Annotated in this window: 9 protein-coding genes and 1 pseudogene; all 10 read right to left on the minus strand. The window is 66.8% G+C overall.

Annotated elements, in window-relative coordinates; genetic code table 11:
• Window positions 1-16: 16 nt before the first annotated feature.
• The 10 genes and pseudogenes from G9373_RS01955 to G9373_RS02000 all read right to left on the minus strand — a co-directional run bounded on the left by G9373_RS01955 (window position 17) and on the right by G9373_RS02000 (window position 17,653).
• A complete protein-coding gene (locus tag G9373_RS01955) occupies window positions 17-3,991 on the minus strand; it encodes a bifunctional diguanylate cyclase/phosphodiesterase (RefSeq protein ID WP_054246064.1) in 3,975 nt (1,324 codons plus the stop codon).
• 368 nt (window positions 3,992-4,359) lie between these two features.
• Window positions 4,360-5,226, minus strand: coding sequence for a MazG family protein (locus G9373_RS01960; protein ID WP_054246036.1), 867 nt, complete (start codon window positions 5,224-5,226; stop codon window positions 4,360-4,362).
• Window positions 5,227-5,230: 4 nt separating this feature from the next.
• On the minus strand, window positions 5,231-8,878 hold the full coding sequence (gene mfd / locus G9373_RS01965) for a transcription-repair coupling factor (protein ID WP_167113706.1): 3,648 nt from the start codon (window positions 8,876-8,878) through the stop codon (window positions 5,231-5,233).
• Between the two features lie 119 nt (window positions 8,879-8,997).
• Window positions 8,998-9,953, minus strand: a pseudogene (locus tag G9373_RS01970) (glycosyl hydrolase); the annotation flags it as partial.
• Window positions 9,954-10,078: 125 nt separating this feature from the next.
• Window positions 10,079-11,437, minus strand: a complete 1,359-nt coding sequence (locus tag G9373_RS01975) for a sugar transferase (protein ID WP_240960299.1) — start codon at window positions 11,435-11,437, stop codon at window positions 10,079-10,081.
• 373 nt (window positions 11,438-11,810) lie between these two features.
• Window positions 11,811-13,655 carry a bifunctional diguanylate cyclase/phosphodiesterase gene (locus G9373_RS01980; protein ID WP_054246039.1) on the minus strand — a complete coding sequence of 615 codons (1,845 nt, stop codon included), beginning with the start codon at window positions 13,653-13,655 and terminating at the stop codon, window positions 11,811-11,813.
• Between the two features lie 14 nt (window positions 13,656-13,669).
• On the minus strand, window positions 13,670-15,799 hold the full coding sequence (locus G9373_RS01985) for an Rv1355c family protein (RefSeq protein WP_167113709.1): 2,130 nt from the start codon (window positions 15,797-15,799) through the stop codon (window positions 13,670-13,672).
• Window positions 15,796-16,572: a hypothetical protein gene (locus G9373_RS01990; protein ID WP_120659445.1), complete on the minus strand. Its 777-nt coding sequence runs from the start codon at window positions 16,570-16,572 to the stop codon at window positions 15,796-15,798. Before G9373_RS01990 ends, G9373_RS01985 begins: the two co-directional genes overlap by 4 nt.
• A gap of 194 nt (window positions 16,573-16,766) precedes the next feature.
• Entirely contained in the window at window positions 16,767-17,192 is a 426-nt protein-coding gene (locus tag G9373_RS01995) for a hypothetical protein (RefSeq protein ID WP_054246042.1), read from the minus strand.
• A complete protein-coding gene (locus G9373_RS02000; protein ID WP_054246065.1) occupies window positions 17,189-17,653 on the minus strand; it encodes a GyrI-like domain-containing protein in 465 nt (154 codons plus the stop codon). The genes G9373_RS01995 and G9373_RS02000 overlap by 4 nt, the downstream gene beginning before the upstream one ends.
• Window positions 17,654-17,802 lie beyond the last annotated feature (149 nt).

Here is a 17,802-nt window from a genome sequence, read left to right on the forward strand (position 1 = left end):
GGACAGTCGTATCGCATCAACGGTGCCGGCCGAGCAACCGAAGGTCGAGCTGGTCGGGAGGCAGCGGGCGGCCGTGGTAATGCCCCTGGGTGACGTCGCAGCCGTATCGACGCAGGGCCCTCAGGGTTTCCTCGTCTTCGACACCTTCGGCGACCAGAGACGCGCCCAGGCTGTGTGCGAGCTCCACGGTCGATCGCACAATCGCGACGGATCGAGGGTCGCTGGCGAGGCGGGCGACGAAGACCCGGTCGAGTTTCAGCTCATCGACGGCAAGGTCCTGCAGATAGGCAAGGGAGGACCACCCGGTGCCGTAGTCGTCGATCGACAATCCGATTCCGAGACCCTGCAGCGCCTCGACCACCCTTCTGGCGCGCATGTAGTCGGTCATCAGGACACTTTCGGTGATCTCGAGAATGAGTGCGTCGGCGGGTAGTCGAAAGTCCTTCAAGAGCCGGTCGATCTCGGCAACCAGGTCTGCGTCGAGCAGATTCGTGACCGAAAGGTTCACCGCGACGGTCAGCGATACCCCGCGATCGAGCCAGGTGCGCGCTTGACCCAGAGCAAGCTCCAGGACTCTCGTTGTCAGTGGCCGCATCAGGCCCGACTGTTCGGCATGAGGAAGGAATTGATCGGGCAGGAGTAGGCCGTGGCGAGGGTGTTCCCATCGAACGAGAGCCTCGACGCTGTGCACCTGCCCGTCGCACGCGCTGACCTTCGGTTGGTAATAGCACGTGAGCTCGTCGCCGGCGATCGCTGTGCGCAACTCCTCGATGGACTGCCTCTCCTCGATGCTGCGTTGGTACTCGGCGGCGTCGTACACCTCGAGCGCGCGACGGCCGCACTTGGCCCGATACATCGCCACTCCGGCGCGCTGAAGCAAGTCCTGGGGGTTGGCGCAATGTTGCGGGCAGAGGGCGATTCCGATGCTCGCCTCGACGTGAACGGTGATCTCATCGAGGTGGAACGGCTCGCGCAACGCTTCGAGGAGACGACCAGCCAGCGCACGGGCTTCCGTAAGGTCGATCCCGGACGGGAGTAGGACCGCGAACGCGTCTCCGCCGATCCGGGCCGGCAGATCACCCGGTCGCACCGACCGCGCCAGCCGGTCCGCGACCTGGCGCAGCAATTGATCGCCCACGTACCGTCCGAAAGAATCATTGATCTCCTTGAACCGGTCCAGATCCATCAGCAGCAAGCCGGGACCCGGGCGGTGGGGTTGCCCGGCCGGCTGCGCCACATGGTCGAAGTATTCGGCCGTCAACGCGGCCGTGATCGCCCGCCGGTTTGCCAGGTTCGTGAGGTCGTCGGTCCTCGCCTCGCGGTGGCTGTCGGCCAGGACGACCACTTCACGGAACGTCACCGCGAATCGGGCCGCGACCGCGACCAGGGTGAGCGCGGCGAGAACCACCGCGAGCCGCGACAGCCGCGCATCGTGGTCGAGCACCAGCAGGCCCACCGATGCAGCGGTGCACACCAGTGGGGGGACCCAGATAGCCAGTCCGGGAAGCTGATTGGATCGCCGTCGGCCGGGGGCCCGCCAACTGGCCAAGGCCACCAGCAGCACCGCGATGTGCGGGAGCGCATCGATCCACGTGCCCTCGACGTAGCCGTCAGCACTGCGGAACAGGTAAAAGGTGTCGGCCACCGCAAACAGCATGAACCCCGCAACCAGCAGCACCCACCGCTGCTCGGCACGCCAACCCAGCACCGCGAGCGCTCCGACCGCAAGCGCGAGGAGCAGCACGTCTCCCACCGGGTACGCCAGCCCGACGATCACCGCTGCGGGTGACCCGCTCGCCACCGACTCGATCGGACCGAATGCGAGGGCCGCCGCCAGAGCCGCGAGCGTCAACCCGGCGGTGACGGCATCCAACCAGATCTCCGCCGGTAGTCGCCGCGCTCGCGCACGGAGGAGCAACACCAGCCCGGTATAGACGAGTGGGTAGAACGCCAACTTCAGCGGATCGGCCACGGATGGGGACTGGCCCTCGGGCACCCACGACATCGCCACGACATCGCCCACGCACCAGCTCGTCAGCCCCAGCGCGATCAGCCACCACGCCTGGCGCTCGGCCGGCACCCACCACGCGCGAGCGGCGACCATGAAGGCGACCGAGAGCGTCAATCCGTCGTAGAGCGCCTCGCGCAGCACGATCCAGCCAGCCCGATCACCCACCGCGATCGAGATCGCGTACGAGACCGCACCGATCAGCAGAATCCCGAGCACCGCCATCACACCGCGCCGTGACCGACCTGGTGGCGACACCCAGCCCGTCCGAAACGGCCGTGTTCGGCTGTGTGCCGACGTCATTCCAGTTGCGGCACGCCGGCCCGAGAGAGGCTGCTCTGTTACGGGTTCCGCGGCTCGAGGCAGGTTCTCGATCTCCCCCGGCCCGGTGTCGACGGTGCGGGAGGTGGGATGGTCGACACAGGGCCGCCCGTCGAACTCGTCGAAGCCGGCCGCATTCGGCATGAAACTGCGAAGGCAGCCACCGCCGCCGCGTTTGGCCGCGTACATTGCCAAATCTGCCTGTTTGAGCAGGCTCTCGGTCGTCGCGTCGGGGACCTCGGATGCGGCAATGGTCAGCCCGATACTGGGACGGATGGAGAGCGCGACACCGTCGATGACGAACGGCGGGATGAAGGCCTCCAGCACCCGATCCGCAGCAGACAGGGCATCCTCGACGCTCCCTTCGACCAGGGCCGCGAACTCGTCACCTCCGAGCCGGGCTACGGTGTCGGTGCTCCGCACGCACCCGGTGAGCCGTTCGGCAACGCGGATCAACAGCTCGTCCCCTGCGGGATGGCCGAGGCTGTCGTTGACTGTCTTGAAATCATCGAGGTCCACACACAACACCACGATCGGTGACCGTTCCCGCCGTTGTCGCTGCACTGCCTGGTCGAGACGGTCGAGAAACAACGCACGGTTCGCCAGTCCGGTCAGTCGGTCGCGAAAGGCCTGTCGGGCCACGGTGAGCAACAACCGCCGGTTCTCGGCCAACACGATGAACTGCCGTGCCAGCAAGGCCGACACCAGGACCATGATCGCAGCGGGAATCGGGCCGGAACCCAGCCCGGGCAGCTCCCGCTGCAGGCCGACGGCAACGGCCAGCAACAACGGAACGTACGGCAACCACAATCGTGCCCGGGACGGAATCTGCACCGGGACCGGTTCGGGTGACGGTGTGCGGGTGCTCGACAGCGCCGCCAGCCCGATCGCGACGAAGGCGGCCACCCAGCCCAGGTCTGTCACACCGCCGTTGCGATAGGTGCCCAGCGCGGTCAGGTAGGAGACTGCGCTGGCAGACAATGCCATCAGGATGATCCCGATGCACAGCAATCCCAGGGTCAGGCGTTGCCCGGCCCGCGCTCGGGTCAGCACCACAATCGCCATCGTCGCAATCACCAGGTCCGCGACAGGATAGGCGAGGGACGACACGAGGCTTGCCGGTGTGTCGCTCCCCGCGTGGTACACGCTGCCGAGCACGCTCACCCACGACACCACGAACAGTGAACCGGCCACGATGATTCCGTCCAGAATCAGCCGGGTACGGGACTGTCCGCTGTCACCGGCCGGGAACAGCAACAACGCCGCGCATGCGCCGACCGGAAACAACAGATACGCCGCAGCCGCCGCGGAGGGGAACGGTATCTGATCACTTCCCTCGTTCACCACGTAGTAGCACCAGATGCCTTGACCGACCGACCAGGCCGCCAGCCCACCTGCCAACGCCGACCAGCTGTGGCGCACCGCGCCCCGCCCTACCCAGGCAGCCCAGGCGGCACACGCGGTGGCGAGCACGGCGAACACCAGCAAACTCACGTCGGCAATCACGATCGTCGTGAACGCTCCATCCCATCCCGACCACCAACCCATCGCGAACAGCAGCGATGGGACGATGAATGCGACGGCGATCGCACACAGACCGCCTCTCCACACGGCCTCGGCGCTCGACGACGTCCCCACCCGCTCGGCTGTCCGATGTCCCATCGTCACCACCCGAACTGCCGCCTGCTGTCAGTGAATTCTTGAATTCAAAGTATCCAGACGTCCATCTTTGCACGACGTGCATACTGAAATACAGTGCAGAATGATACCCATGGTATGTTTCCGTCGTCACCGTAAGGCAGACAGGCAAGCACGAACGTTCGACATCGCTTGCCCGATCCGCACCGCTACCGTGCGCGGATCGCGGTCAGCGGCCGAAAAGCTTCCGGATCACCCGAGCAAGCGGCCGCCGAAACCGCGGACAGTCGCACAGTGCACAGGACGTGCCCTCGCGGTAGTGCTCGTGAGCGGCGAATGGGTGGCCGCAGCGGCAGGTAAACCTCTCTCGAGGTTGCGCGGAACGGCCGCCCTCACGACGGCCAGTGACCCGCCCAGTCCGCCGCTCCGAGGGAGGCCTTCCCCTGTGCACGCGCCGCGTTCTCGGCTACCCGGATCCGGGTGATGAACGCGTGCGTCGCCGCCCGGAGTCTCGTCTCGGCCTCTGCCTCAGCTACCAGACCGGACTCGAGCTCGTCGGGCACGAGTTCGGACGGCAGGCCGGCCTTGCGCGCGCGGGCGATTACCTTCGCCGCGAGGGACGCTGCGGGCTGGCTCATCGCGACGCCGTCGAGGCAGGAACTCCGCGCCTTCTCCGCCGCCTTCCGGATCTCCCATGCCCGTTCCTGCTCCGCGATGTCGATCGGCCCGACGACGTCTTCCCCGAGGTGGGGGCTGCGGTGCACGAGCTTGGCCACCAGGGTCGCGGCTACGTCGTCCACGTCGAAATTGCCCGACGCCGACGCGATGCGCGAATGGAACAGGACCTGCAGCAGCAGGTCTCCGAGTTCTTCCCGGAGATCGCCGGGTTCGGACGACTCGATCGCGTCGAGCACCTCGTACGTCTCCTCGACGAGGTAGTGCGACAGGGTGCGGTGCGTCTGCGTCACTTCCCAGCCGCCGTAACTCCACAGTCGATCCATCACCTCGGCGGCCTCGACGAGGTTGTCGCCCGGGACCTTCGGTGCCGCGATGACCCGGGACCCCGACGCCACCCACTCGCGCACAGTGGGGTGGTCGGGATCGGTACTGACCAGGACGGCGGCCCCAGGTGCTTCGGTCAGCAACGTCCGCACGGCTTCGGGTACCTCGTCGGTGAACTCCACTCCGTCACCGACCACCCCGACGGCCTGCATCGGGAGCGTCGTGGGCCGCAACGGATCGAGCAGGACCACCGTCATCGGGTCAGGCCTCCATCACCACGGACCCGGCAGCCTTGCCGTCCAGCGCGAGCACGAAATCGGCAATGTACTGCAGCAACTCCACGTCCCGCACCCGCTCCGCGCCTATTCCGCCCGACCCTGCCCGGGGCAGCGGCAGCTGCACCATCCCGGTGGTGGCACGGTACTGCGCGCTCGGGTAGATCCGCTTGAGACGCAACTGCTTCGAGTCGGGCAGGGCCATCGGCGCGATCTTCAGCTGCGTCCCGACCACGGCGATTTCCTCGAGTCCGTACTCGCGGGCCAGCAGGCGCAGCTTGGCCACCGAAACCAGTCGGCGGACCTCCTCGGGGAGCGGTCCGTACCGGTCGACGAGTTCGTCGACCACGGCCGTGATGCCGTCGAGTTCGGTGGCCGCCGCGAGCTTGCGGTACCCCTCGAGCCGGAGACGGTCGCTGGTGACGTAATCGGGAGGGATGTGCGCGTCGACGGGCAGGTCGATACGGACCTCCTTCGGAGCGTCCTCCGTCGTGATCGGCTTGCCGTCGGCGGCCGCCCGGAACGCCTCGACCGCTTCCCCCACCAGCCGCACGTACAGGTCGAACCCGACACCCGCGACGTGACCGGACTGCTCGGCGCCCAGCACGTTTCCGGCGCCGCGGATCTCGAGGTCCTTCATCGCGACCGCCATGCCGGCACCGAGGTCGGAGTTCTGCGAAATGGTCGCGAGGCGGTCGTAGGCCGTCTCCGTGAGCGGCTTCTCCGGCGGGTACAGGAAGTACGCGTAGCCGCGTTCCCGGCTACGCCCGACGCGACCGCGCAACTGGTGCAGCTGCGACAGGCCGAGGGAATCGGCGCGTTCGACGATGAGCGTGTTGGCGTTGGAGATGTCGAGACCCGTCTCGATGATGGTGGTGCACACCAGCACGTCGTAGTCACGTTCCCAGAAGCCCTGCACGGTCCGCTCGAGCGTGTCCTCGTTCATCTGCCCGTGCGCCACCACGACCCGCGCCTCGGGGACGAGGTCGCGGATCCGCTGGGCCGACTTGTCGATCGAGCTGACCCGGTTGTGGACGTAGAACACCTGCCCGTCGCGGAGCAGTTCCCGTCGGATGGCCGCGGCCACCTGCTTGTCGGCGTACGCGCCGACATAGGTGAGGATGGGGTGCCGCTCCTCCGGCGGCGTGAGGATCGTGGACATCTCGCGGATGCCCGCCATGCTCATCTCCAGCGTTCGCGGGATCGGCGTGGCCGACATCGTGAGAACGTCCACGTGGGTGCGCAGCGCCTTGATGTGCTCCTTGTGTTCCACACCGAAGCGCTGTTCCTCGTCGACGATGACGAGGCCCAGGTCCTTCCACCGGATCCCGGTCTGCAGCAACCGGTGCGTGCCGACGACGACGTCGATCTCGCCGTCCGCCATGCCGGCGATGATCTCCTTGGAGTCCCCCGCATCCGTGAAGCGGGAGAGCCCGCGCACCGTCACCGGGAACGCCGCCATGCGCTCGGTGAACGTCTGCAGGTGCTGCTGAGCGAGCAGCGTCGTCGGCACCAGGACCGCCACCTGCTTGCCGTCCTGCACGGCCTTGAATGCCGCGCGCACCGCGATCTCGGTCTTGCCGTAGCCGACGTCGCCGATGACGACGCGGTCCATCGGGACCGCCTTCTCCATGTCGGCCTTGACCTCGCTGATGACCGTCAGCTGGTCGTGGGTCTCGGTGAACGCGAAGGCGTCCTCCATCTCCTTCTGCCACGGGGTGTCCGGGCCGAACGCGTGACCGGGTGCGGCCTGCCGCGCCGCATACAGCTGGACGAGTTCACCGGCGATCTCACGAACCGCCTTGCGCGCCTTGCGTTTGGTGTTGGCCCAGTCGGAACCGCCGAGCTTGCTCAGCGCGGGCAGCTCGCCGCCGACGTACCGCGACAGCTGGTCGAGCGACTCCATGGGAACGAACAGACGGTCGCCCGGGTGTCCGCGCTTGCTGGCGGCGTACTCGATCACGAGGTACTCGCGCCGCGCGCCGCCGATGGTGCGTTCGACCATCTCGACGAATCGTCCGATGCCGTGCTGGTCGTGCACCACCATGTCCCCGGCGGTCAGAGCGAGCGGGTCCACCTGGTTGCGGCGCTTCGCCGGCAGCCTCTTGCCGTCGCCGACCGCGGCCACCCGGTTGCCGGTGAGATCGGCCTCCGTGACGATGACGAGTCCGGCGGTGGAGGCGTCGCCGGGGAAGACCAGGCCGTCGTGGAGCGAACCGCGCAGCACCCCGACCTTGCCCCGCGGGGGCTCGGTACCGGGCGCGAGTTCCGCCGCGGGTACCTCGGCCTCGCGCAGACGCTCGAGCACGCGATGCGCTGTGCCGGCGCCCGCGACCACGATGACGGCCCGCCCGCCGGTGGTGACGTGGGCGCGCAGGCTCACGAACAGTTCCGACAGCAGGTCGTCGGAACCGCGGATCTGCGGTGCCGGCGTGACCGCCAGCTCCAGTTCCTCGCCGTTGCCGGACGCGAGCGGGCTCAGCGTCCACCACGGCAGACCCGTGGTCTCCGCGGATTCACGGACCTGGCTGAGCGAACGGTAGGCGGAGGCGCCGAGGTCGATGCCGTCGCCCTTCAGCACCGAGGTGTCGAGCGGGACGGCGCCGCCGATCGAGGCCGCCGTCCACGACGCCTCGAGGAACTCCTGACCGGTGCGCACCAGGTCGGTGGCGCGCGTCCGGATCTTCTCCGGATCGCACAGCAGCACGTGTGCGCTCTCGGGCAGCACGTCGGTGAGCAACTGGAGTTGCCCCGGCCGCAGTACGGGCAGCAGTGCCTCCATGCCCTCCACCGGGATGCCGGCCGACATCTTGTCGAGCATCTCGACGAGCGCGGCGTCGGCCTGGTTGTCGACCGCGAGCTGCGCGGCGCGGTCGCGGACGTCCTCGGTGAGCAGCAGTTCGCGGCACGGCGGGGCGATCACGGCGTCGATGTCGAGTTCGGGCAGCGACCTCTGATCCGCGACGGAGAACGCGCGCAACTCGGTGACCTCGTCGCCCCAGAATTCGACGCGCACGGGATGATCCGCGGTGGGTGAGAACAGGTCCAGGATGCCGCCGCGGACGGCGAACTCGCCGCGCTTGCCCACCATGTCGACGCGCGTGTACGCCATTTCGACGAGCCGCTGGATCAGCCCGTCGAAGTCGTGCTCGACACCCACGCGCAGCGTGACGGGTTCGATCTCACCGAGACCGGGGGCCATGGGTTGCACCAGCGAACGGACGGTGGTGACGATGACCTGGAGCGGGGCCCCGTACGAGCGGTCGTCCGGGCGCGCGAGTCTGCGGAGCACCTCCACGCGGCGACCGACCGTGTCGGCGCTCGGCGACAGCCGTTCGTGCGGCAGCGTCTCCCACGACGGGAACTGCGCCACGGCGTCGCCGATCATCTCCTGCAGTTCGGCGGTGAGGTCGTCGGCCTCGCGACCGGTCGCGGTGACCAGCAGCAGATGGGTGCGCTCGGCGAGAGCCGCGGCCACGAACGGCCGGGCGGGTGCGGGCGCGACGATGTCGAGGTGATGCCGCCCGAGCGCCTCGGTCACCTGCGCGATGACGGCGTCGCCCAGCGCGATCTTCGCCAGACCGGCGAGCGGGGTGTCGGACGAGGGCTCGGCAGCGATGAGCGGGGAAGACAACGACGCACTCCTGAGCAGTGATGACGAACTGCCGGCGAACAGCTCGGGCCGGGACGAGCGGCCAGTTGCGGACTGAGCCAGCCTAGTCGATATCGCACACGGACGGACCGGGGTCCGTATCAGGTGCAGACCTGCACGACCGGTGCGACGGCCACCGAGTTCAGCGCCCGCACGTGCCCGGTCACCACGTCCGCTGTCCCGGTCCTGCGCACCGGCACGATCCGTGCTCCGCCGGGCGGCAGGTGGAACCAGGAGTCCGCCGGTTCGAAGCCGCGGAGTTCGAGGTGGACGTACTGGGCAGCGCCGTCGGTTCCGACGTCGACGACCCAGTCTCCAGGCGCCGCCTGCCGCGCCACCGCCGTCAGGCCGACGGTGCGTTCGAGGGCCCGTGCAGGTCCGCCGACGAGGTGCACGGACTCGGCGACGACACCGCCCTCGCTCGACAGGGTGACGGTCACGCTCTCGTAGCTGCGGGGGCCGAAGCGGTGGACGTGTGTCGCGTCGGTGAAACGCCCGAGCACCGTATCGAGCGACCACCGGCGGGCCGCGTGCCCGGCGAGGGTCACCGGTTCGGTGACGTCGAACGCCCGGGAACCCGTGCGGGTGTGCACTTTGCACCCGCAACTCCCCCACGACCGTGTGGTCGGAGTCGTTGACCGCGTCGATCCGCAGTCCGTCCAGTCCGTCCTCGGCGAGGAGGACGGCGACCGGCAGCGACATCCGCCGCATCACGAACCACAGCGCCTTCGGCCTGCCGTCGGAGTCGAGCAGCCCCCACCCGGCGCCGGGTTCGAGGTCGCGGAGTGCGAGCACCAGGGCGCCGTCGCATCCCGAATCGGGCCGTCGCCAGTAACCGAGAGTTGCCGCGAACACCTCGCAGACGGCGGCCCGACCAAGGGGCGAGGTACCGCTCGGGGTCGCTCCAGCGGACCGTCGACGGTTCCTCGCCGAACAGCGTCCGCACGTAGTGATCGCGGACGTCCTCGAAGTCCCAGGACGCCCCGTTGTCCCGCGGCACGGCCGCCTTCCACCGTGGATGGTGGCCGGCCGCCGCGAGGCTGCCGAGCTCGGCCTGCGCCGGACCTAAACATACCCCGAGTCTGTAACGCTGTCTTGTCGGAACGCCGACTACAAGTCCCGAAAGGACGACCGCCCTCCACATCCCCGCGACCCGATGGCCGACTCGGAGTCGACGCACCCTCAGTAGGCGCCGCTCGGCCGAAGCACTGCGCGAGTCGTCTTCCACAGGATCAGCAAATCCAGCGTGGGGCTCCAGTTCTCGACGTAATGCAAGTCGGCACGCACCGACTCCTCCCAGCTGAGGTTGCTCCGGCCACTCACCTGCCACAGACCCGTGAGTCCCGGTTTGACGAACAGCCGACGCCGCGCACCGTCGTCGCCGTATCGCGCCACCTCGCACTCCAGCGGTGGACGTGGGCCCACCAAGGACATGCTGCCCGTCACGACATTGAACAACTGCGGCAACTCGTCGAGTGAGTAGCGGCGAATGAACTTGCCGACACGTGTGACCCGGGGATCGTCGTGAATCTTGAACATCACGCCGGCGCCCTCGTCGAACGCCGCGAGCTCACGGATTCGCCCTTCGGCACCCACCACCATGCTGCGGAACTTGTACATCGTGAACAGCGCGCCGTCCCGCCCCACGCGGGTCTGTTTGAACAACGCCGGACCACGACTGCTGGCGCGAATTGCACAGGCGATCATCAGAAGAACCGGAGCGATGCCGATGACGAGAACGAGAGCGAAGATCCGATCGAGAACATTCTTGATGACCCATGCCGGGCCCGAATACGTCGGCGCGCTCAACTGCATCAACGGAACTCCCGCGACAGGCGCTATATGCAGGCGCGGACCGACCACATCCATGAGCACGGGCGCGATCAGAAGGTCGGTTCCGGTGCCCTCGAGTTCCCAGCTGAGCCGCTCGGTTCGAGTGGGGGTCCAGCCGCTCGAGGGGAGAACCGCAATCGCCTGGAAGGAATGCAGCCTCGCGATTCCGACGATGTCCTTCTCCGTCCCGATCACCGGAATGCCCTCGATTGCAAGCGGAAGCTCTTCACCCGGTCTCACATCGGCCAGGCAGATAGCGTCGACGCGCCACCCGGCCTGTGAGATATCAGGCGTTCGTTTGATCAATTCGAGCACTTCCGCGACGTCGCCGGCCACGAGGACGGAGCGCAGATTGCCCCCCGATCTCCGGCGTCTGCGCAGTTCCAGCCTCAGCACATAGCGTCCGAGCACCGAGAGTGCGGCCGCGAGCGGAAGAGCGCCGAACACCCACGAGTGCCCGTTCGAGGTGCCGAGGGCATACCCGGCAACAGCCATCACTGCGATGGCCCAGACATACGCTCGTCCGACCCTGTGCACTTCCTCGGCACCGCTGCCGAGAACGCGTGGATCCCATGCATGCGCCAGAGCCAGGGAGAGCATCGAGAGAACGAGAACCGCGACCGCAACTGCGAGCCCCCCCTGCCACGCCCCAACAGACCCGAGAGAGAGGTGGCGATAGGCGACGGTGACGAAGAGGTCCGCAGCCAAGACGCAGAGGAGATCGCTGCAGAACGCAGCGCGAAAGTACGAACGCTCCCAGTCCGGTCGTCGAGGCGGAGGCTCGGGCACGGCACGGCCGGGGATCGTCGGTACTCCCGCCCCCGTTCGGACACGTGCACATTCGGATCTAATGAGGAGCTGGGTCCTCTCGGACACACTCAGCGCTTCGACATCGCTTCCACATTCGCACATTGGCCAAACCCATGCTCGGAACCCACCCGCCGCGGCGTCGATCCGATCGAGCCCCGGAACTGATTACTAAAAACATACTCCGAGTCTGTTATGGCCGCAATCAAATGACTTGCATTATTTTAAACGAATTAAACCAAACTTTCGGTATAGTTAATGCGGCACGGGCTACCTACAGCCCGACCTCGATCGCTCCCGCGACCAGCAACTTGCCGATCTTCTCCGCCGAGACCGGGCGGCTGAACAAGAAGCCCTGCGCCCGATGGCAACCCATGTCGAGAAGTTGCCGGGCCGACTCGACGTTCTCGACGCCCTCCGCGACCAGCTCCAGGCCGAACGATTCGGCAAGGCCGATGATGGACTTCACGATCGCCCGGTCCCCCGCATTGCTGTCGAGGTTCATCACGAAGCCCTTGTCGATCTTCAGCGTCCCGACCGGCAGCGCCTTGAGGTGGCTGAGGGAGCTGTACCCGGTGCCGAAGTCGTCGATCGCGACCTCGACATCCATCGCGTGCAGCCCTTCGAGCGCCTCACGCGTCCAGGTCAGGTCACTGAGCACAGCGTTCTCGGTGATCTCCAGGCACAGCGCGCCCTTCCGAAGGTCGAATTCCGTCAACGCATTCGCGACGACGTCGAGAAAATCCAGACCGGCCAACTGCCCCGGCGAGACGTTGACGCGGAGATCCAGATCCAGTTCGGGAACCTGCGACCGCCAGTCGGCCCACTGGCGACAGGCCTTCCGGATCACCCAGCGCCCGAGCTCCCCCGCCACATTCGTCGCCTCGGCGACGTCGATGAACGACGCCGGCTGCAGCAAACCGAGCAGCGGGTGATTCCACCGCACCAGAGCCTCCACCCCGATGATGCGGCCGGTCCGCAGGTCGACCTCGGGCTGGTACTCGAGGAACAGCGACTCGTCCGCGATGGCCGCACGCAGACTGAGCTCGATCATGTTGCGTTTCTCGCTCTCCTCCTGCATCTCGTCCGTGAAGACGCTGATCGCGTTACCGCCCTTGGTCTTCGCGACCATGACGGCCTGGTCCGCCTGGCTGAGAAGTGAACTTGTGGTGGCCTTACCTGGATATCCCGCCGCGACACCGATGCTGACACTGCGACTGACGACCTCGCGGCCGAGACGCACCCGCTCGGTCACTACGTCGCGGATGCGCTGCGCCCGCGCCTCCGCCTCCTGCAAACCGACCGATCCGCCAAGCACGAGCACGAATTCGTCGCCGCCCAGCCTGGAGACGAGGTCGTCGGCCTCGCTGCTCGATCTGAGCCGGTCCGCGATCGTGGAGATGAACCCGTCGCCGGCTCCGTGACCGAAGAAGTCGTTGAGAGGCTTCAGCCGGTCCAGGTCGAGGAACAGGATGGCGACCGGCCCGGGTTCGGACTCGGCGAGGCGAGTGTCCAGGTGGTGGTAGAGCGCGCGCCGGTTACTGAGTCCGGTGAGGGAATCGTGGTCGGCCGAGTAGCGCAACTGCTCTTCGACGACGATGCGTGCCTGGACCTGGGCGAGCAACGCGGCGATGGCCTTGAGGACGTCGAGCTCTGGCGGCGTCCAGTCGCGGTCGCCGAACTTGATGAATCCGAGCGTGCCCGTCGTCGTCTCACCGGACAGCAGCGGAACGGCCGCGAGCGACACCTGTGGCACTCCGGACGCCTCGCGGACCCGCTCGTTGTAATCCGGACCGGACACCTCCGGCCGGAAGATGGCCACTTCCTTCTGGTGCTCGATCTGGGCGAACGTCGAGTCGGCGTCCTTGAAATAGACGACGCCGAGCGGGTCGGGGTCGGGGATGAAGGGCCGGAGTGGGTATTCCGCGATCAGGACCGTCGCGGCGATGTCGTGGTCGGTGAACCGGAGGAAGCTGGTGTCGACCTCGAAATGCTCCACAAGATCCTGCAACACGCGGGTGGCCACGGGCTTGAACGAGACCGCATCGACAGGCGTGAGCCGGGACGCCACGGTTGTCACCAGGGTCTCGAGCTTCTCGGTTTGCTTCTCGGTGTTCACGGGCCCTCCTGTCCTTACGATATCCGCCTGCGAACCCGATCGGCGAGGCGCTCGCTCCGAACCGAGGGGCCCGGCGCATGGCTGAGCCGTAACACCAGGGCGAGCGCTTCACCTCCCTTCGCTCCGACGACGTCGAACAGTTCCTTCCGCAGCCTCTCCAATGGGGCCGCATACCGTGGTGAGAGTTGTTCGAGTTCCGCGCTTTCCACCCCGTAGAGAAATACCGGTGAAATCGGCTGGACGGCGAGCCCGAGCGCCTGCGCGCAGATCCATACGCATTCGGTAGCTTGGCCGCCGCGCACATAGTCCCGCAGGGTGCTACCCGGGATCGCGACGGCGGCGATCGCCGAGCTCGACACAACGCGGTCCGCAGTGGACTTGCCCAGCGCCTGGCCCGCGTCCTGTGCGCCCAACCGTTCCATGACGTCGGGTCTCCGCAACAGCGCAAGGGTCGACAGTTCCGCCGAGTCGAGTTCCAGTGCGCGAACGTCGATGCCGGTCTCGACCGAATCAAGGAGCGGCCACCGCAACTCGCCGATCATTTCGCGATGCAGGGTAGGAGTGAGGAATCGGATGCGATCCGACTCCGCCAGAATGGCGCCGATCGTCGCGATGTCGTCCCGGTCGGTCACCAGGCAGAGGCGTGCACCCTCGCGAGATGCAGCATCCGAGAGAAGCCCTACCTGCCTGTCGTCCAACGGCCGGGGCACGCCCGGCCGGCGGTTGGTGGTCCGGTCGAGCATGTGCTCGTAGCGGTCGGTGAGTTCACGGTCGTTTCCGCTGCCGAACGTCATCGTGGCGACGGGAAGTCCCAGATCCCCGTCGCGGACTGTCACGGCGCCGAGCAGTCCGGCGGCCGACGCGGCGATCCGGGCGTTGTGCAGGGCGGCCCCGACCGCGACATAACTGCCCCGGTACCCGACGTCCATGGCCGTCGAGTGCTCCGGGGCCAGGGAGATGGTCAGCCCGTCGTCGTCCGCCGCGATCGTCCACGGCTGGACGTTGCCGCCGGACGGCGCGCGGGCCGCCGCATGCACGACGGCGTCGACGGCGTCGCGCGAGACCGCGGCAGCCGCCTCGCGATCCGCGGGCTCCTTCGGCAGGTCGTGCGGTCTGGGCGGATCGGTGAGGGCATCGAGATGCCCGTCCAGATCCATGCGACACCGACCCGACGCGAGCGGCTGTCCGAGCACGATGCGCCGCACCGCCGCCGCGACCTCCGCCCCGCCGAGCAACACCTCGCCCCCGAGCTGCGGCCAGGTCGAGATGGTCTCGTCCACCTCCACCAGCGAGGCCGCCATCGTCGCCGACAACTGTGTGGCGTCGAGAATCCGAAGGACGAGCGGAATCTTGTCCCGCGCGCCGAGACCGGCGAGTGACTCCACGTCGACGTCGCCGATCACTCCGTGGAAGATTGGGCGATCCGGTTCGAGGTCGAACCGCTCGACGTCCAGCAGGCCCCTGTCGCTGGTGGCCATCAGCACCGGCAGACCCCGGCGACGGGCCTCCCTCCGCAGGGACACCTTGACGTCCAGCGAGTCGCACTCGTCGATCACCACGTCCGTGCCGTCCAGAAATTCGGCCACCGACTCGACGTCGAGACCGTCCTCCCATAACGTCACAGTGACGTAGGGGTCGATCTCCGCGATACGGCGGGCGGCGACCACTGCCTTGTTCACGCCGAGGTCCAGAACGGTGCCGGGAACCCGGTTCAGGTTGGACAGTTCGAGGGTGTCGAAGTCCGCGAGCCGCAGGCCGCCGCATGCCCCTTCCAGGGTGAGGGCCAGCGCAACCGCGTGGCCGACGCTCAGCCCGACGATCCCGACGGTCACGTCGCGAAGTCGTTCCTGCTCCGGTGCGGTGACTTTGTTTCGATTACGGTCCAGCCGCAGCAACCGGAACGCTGCGGGGCCGAGCAACCGCACCGCGGTGCGTCGCCACGAGTAGTACGCCCACACCGGCGTCTCGTCCAGCACATCGGGATCGGGCGCGGGAACAAGAGTGCGGAGCGTGTCCCTCTGCTGTTCGAGTCGATCGACGAAGACCACCGCGGGGTCGCGGCGGAGACGGTCGAGTACCGCCGCGTCCCCGGAGTGGCCCTCGTCGAACAGCAGTGCGGTGTAGTCACCGCGGGATTCGTTCACGAGACGCTCCGCATCGGCCGGACGACGTTTCCTCCCGTCCCCGTCGCGGTGTCCGCCGACGGCGTCGAGCGGGACGTCGTGAGTAACAGTTGGGCCAACTGCATGGATTCGGCGCGGCCCCTGCGCCTACTCCGATCCCACCACATCAGCCGCGTCTCGTAGCGGTCATCGGGGTAAGGCACAGGAGCAATATGGCCGGCCACCACCCCGCCGGAGGACCGCCACGTGTCCAGAACGTGGGCCGCCGCGGTTGCGAGCATGAACTGGACGTCGAGCAGATCCATCGAATAGGTGGCGAATCGGCCCAGTGCGCCGACGAGTTCACCCCGCCGGCCGGCGCTGTCCGACACCCACGCGCCCTTCGCCTCCAACACGCCGAACGGCAACCGGTCCTCGATCATCCGGCGGACGGCGGGAGCTCCGGGATGGGTGCCCCATTCCGTGATCGCATGCGCCTGATCTGCGGAAAGATAGGGCCCCTGGATTCGGACGCCCGCCGCGACGGAGCCCTGCGGCTCGATCGCGACAACGAACATTGCAGTGGTGTCGCCGTCCTGTATCCGGCGGTATTCGAGGGCCTTCTCGGCGCCGTACTTGCGATAGCCGGTCACGGCACCCTCGAGATATGCTTCCCACAGCGCCGGCTCGTCGGAGGGCCGGGCCACGACGAAGCGACACTCCGACCGGGGATCCCAGACACTCAGAGTTCGGTCGAGTATGGTCTCGGTCGACCGTACGTCGGTCTGCGGACGCGTCAGCTGTTCAACAGGCATTGGCTTTCCCATCGGAGTTGGTGCGGCAATTCCGGGGACTCACGGGTTACGTTAAGACCCCAAGAACTGGACACACGAACACCCGGTCACAGCCCCGCGGCTACTCATTTTCCGCGTTTACTCCGGATTTGTCACCTGTGGTGCCGAAAATAGGCACTAAAACAAACTTCAGGTCGGTATTCAACGCGCCTGAATTACGTCAGGGAAATGAACAACTCGACGTTGTTCGGAGGACGGAAGACCTCTACCTCTTCCGCGTAAGCGCGCTCGATGCGCCCCTCCTTCTCGGCCACCTCGGCCTGGATCCACACATCTTCGATGGGGTCGGACGTCCGCCCGTCTGGTGTGAACTTCGCGAAATAACCGGCCGGGACGCGCACCAGCACGTCGCCGATCTCGAGGTGGTCGAGGTCGATGCAGCGATACCCGATCACGGCCGTCCATCCCAGCTCCGGGACCGCGACGTAGACGGTGGTGAGTTCCTCGACGCCGCGCAGCTGGACGCGCTCGCGGGTGAACTTCAACAGGTCGGTCGCATGCGCCGACGAACCCAACTCCATGCGCGGGAGAACGAGGCCACCGAAATCAGTCGACTCACGCTTGACAATTTCGAAACTCATTGCTGCCCCTGCCTGGTGGCGGGTGGCACTATCGCCACATAGAGATCGATCCCGAAAGCATGCGGGTAGAACTCGAAATCGCCGGTGAAGGACCGTTGAATTTGCTGTGACTCCTCCGCGTCTCGAATCTGCCCCCAGAGGGCGTCGAAGAGATCAGGGAATGTGCCGACCGAGGAGAACTTCGCATAGGTGCCCGCAGGAATCCGCGATACCAGGTGCCCGCGCCCTACCTGATCTATCGAGGAGCACTCGTACCCCACGATTTGCGTGTAATACGAATTGATCTCGGGAGCGTGGTCAACGTAGGCAGAGGCCAACGGGCGATCCACATTCTGCGCGAGGAGGGTGGACCACGTCTTCTCGAGAGCCTTGTCGCGCGCTTCCCCCAGCGCCCGCTTGGGGCTGCGCACAGCCAGTCCAGCGACTAACGTCTCTTCACGTTCGACAATGACGAACGGCACCGGGCACCCCTCCGATGTCATCGGACCTTATGGCCTACAACGACAATTTATGTTCGGCCTCCTGCTTTTTGGAGGTCGAATTTTCACAATACATCGTCGGGTATCCACCGTCTGCGTCATTGGTCCCCGAAGCCGCCAGCCTCCTGTTC

Source organism: Rhodococcus sp. A14 (genome assembly GCF_011603105.1).
Classification (GTDB): domain Bacteria; phylum Actinomycetota; class Actinomycetes; order Mycobacteriales; family Mycobacteriaceae; genus Rhodococcus_F; species Rhodococcus_F opacus.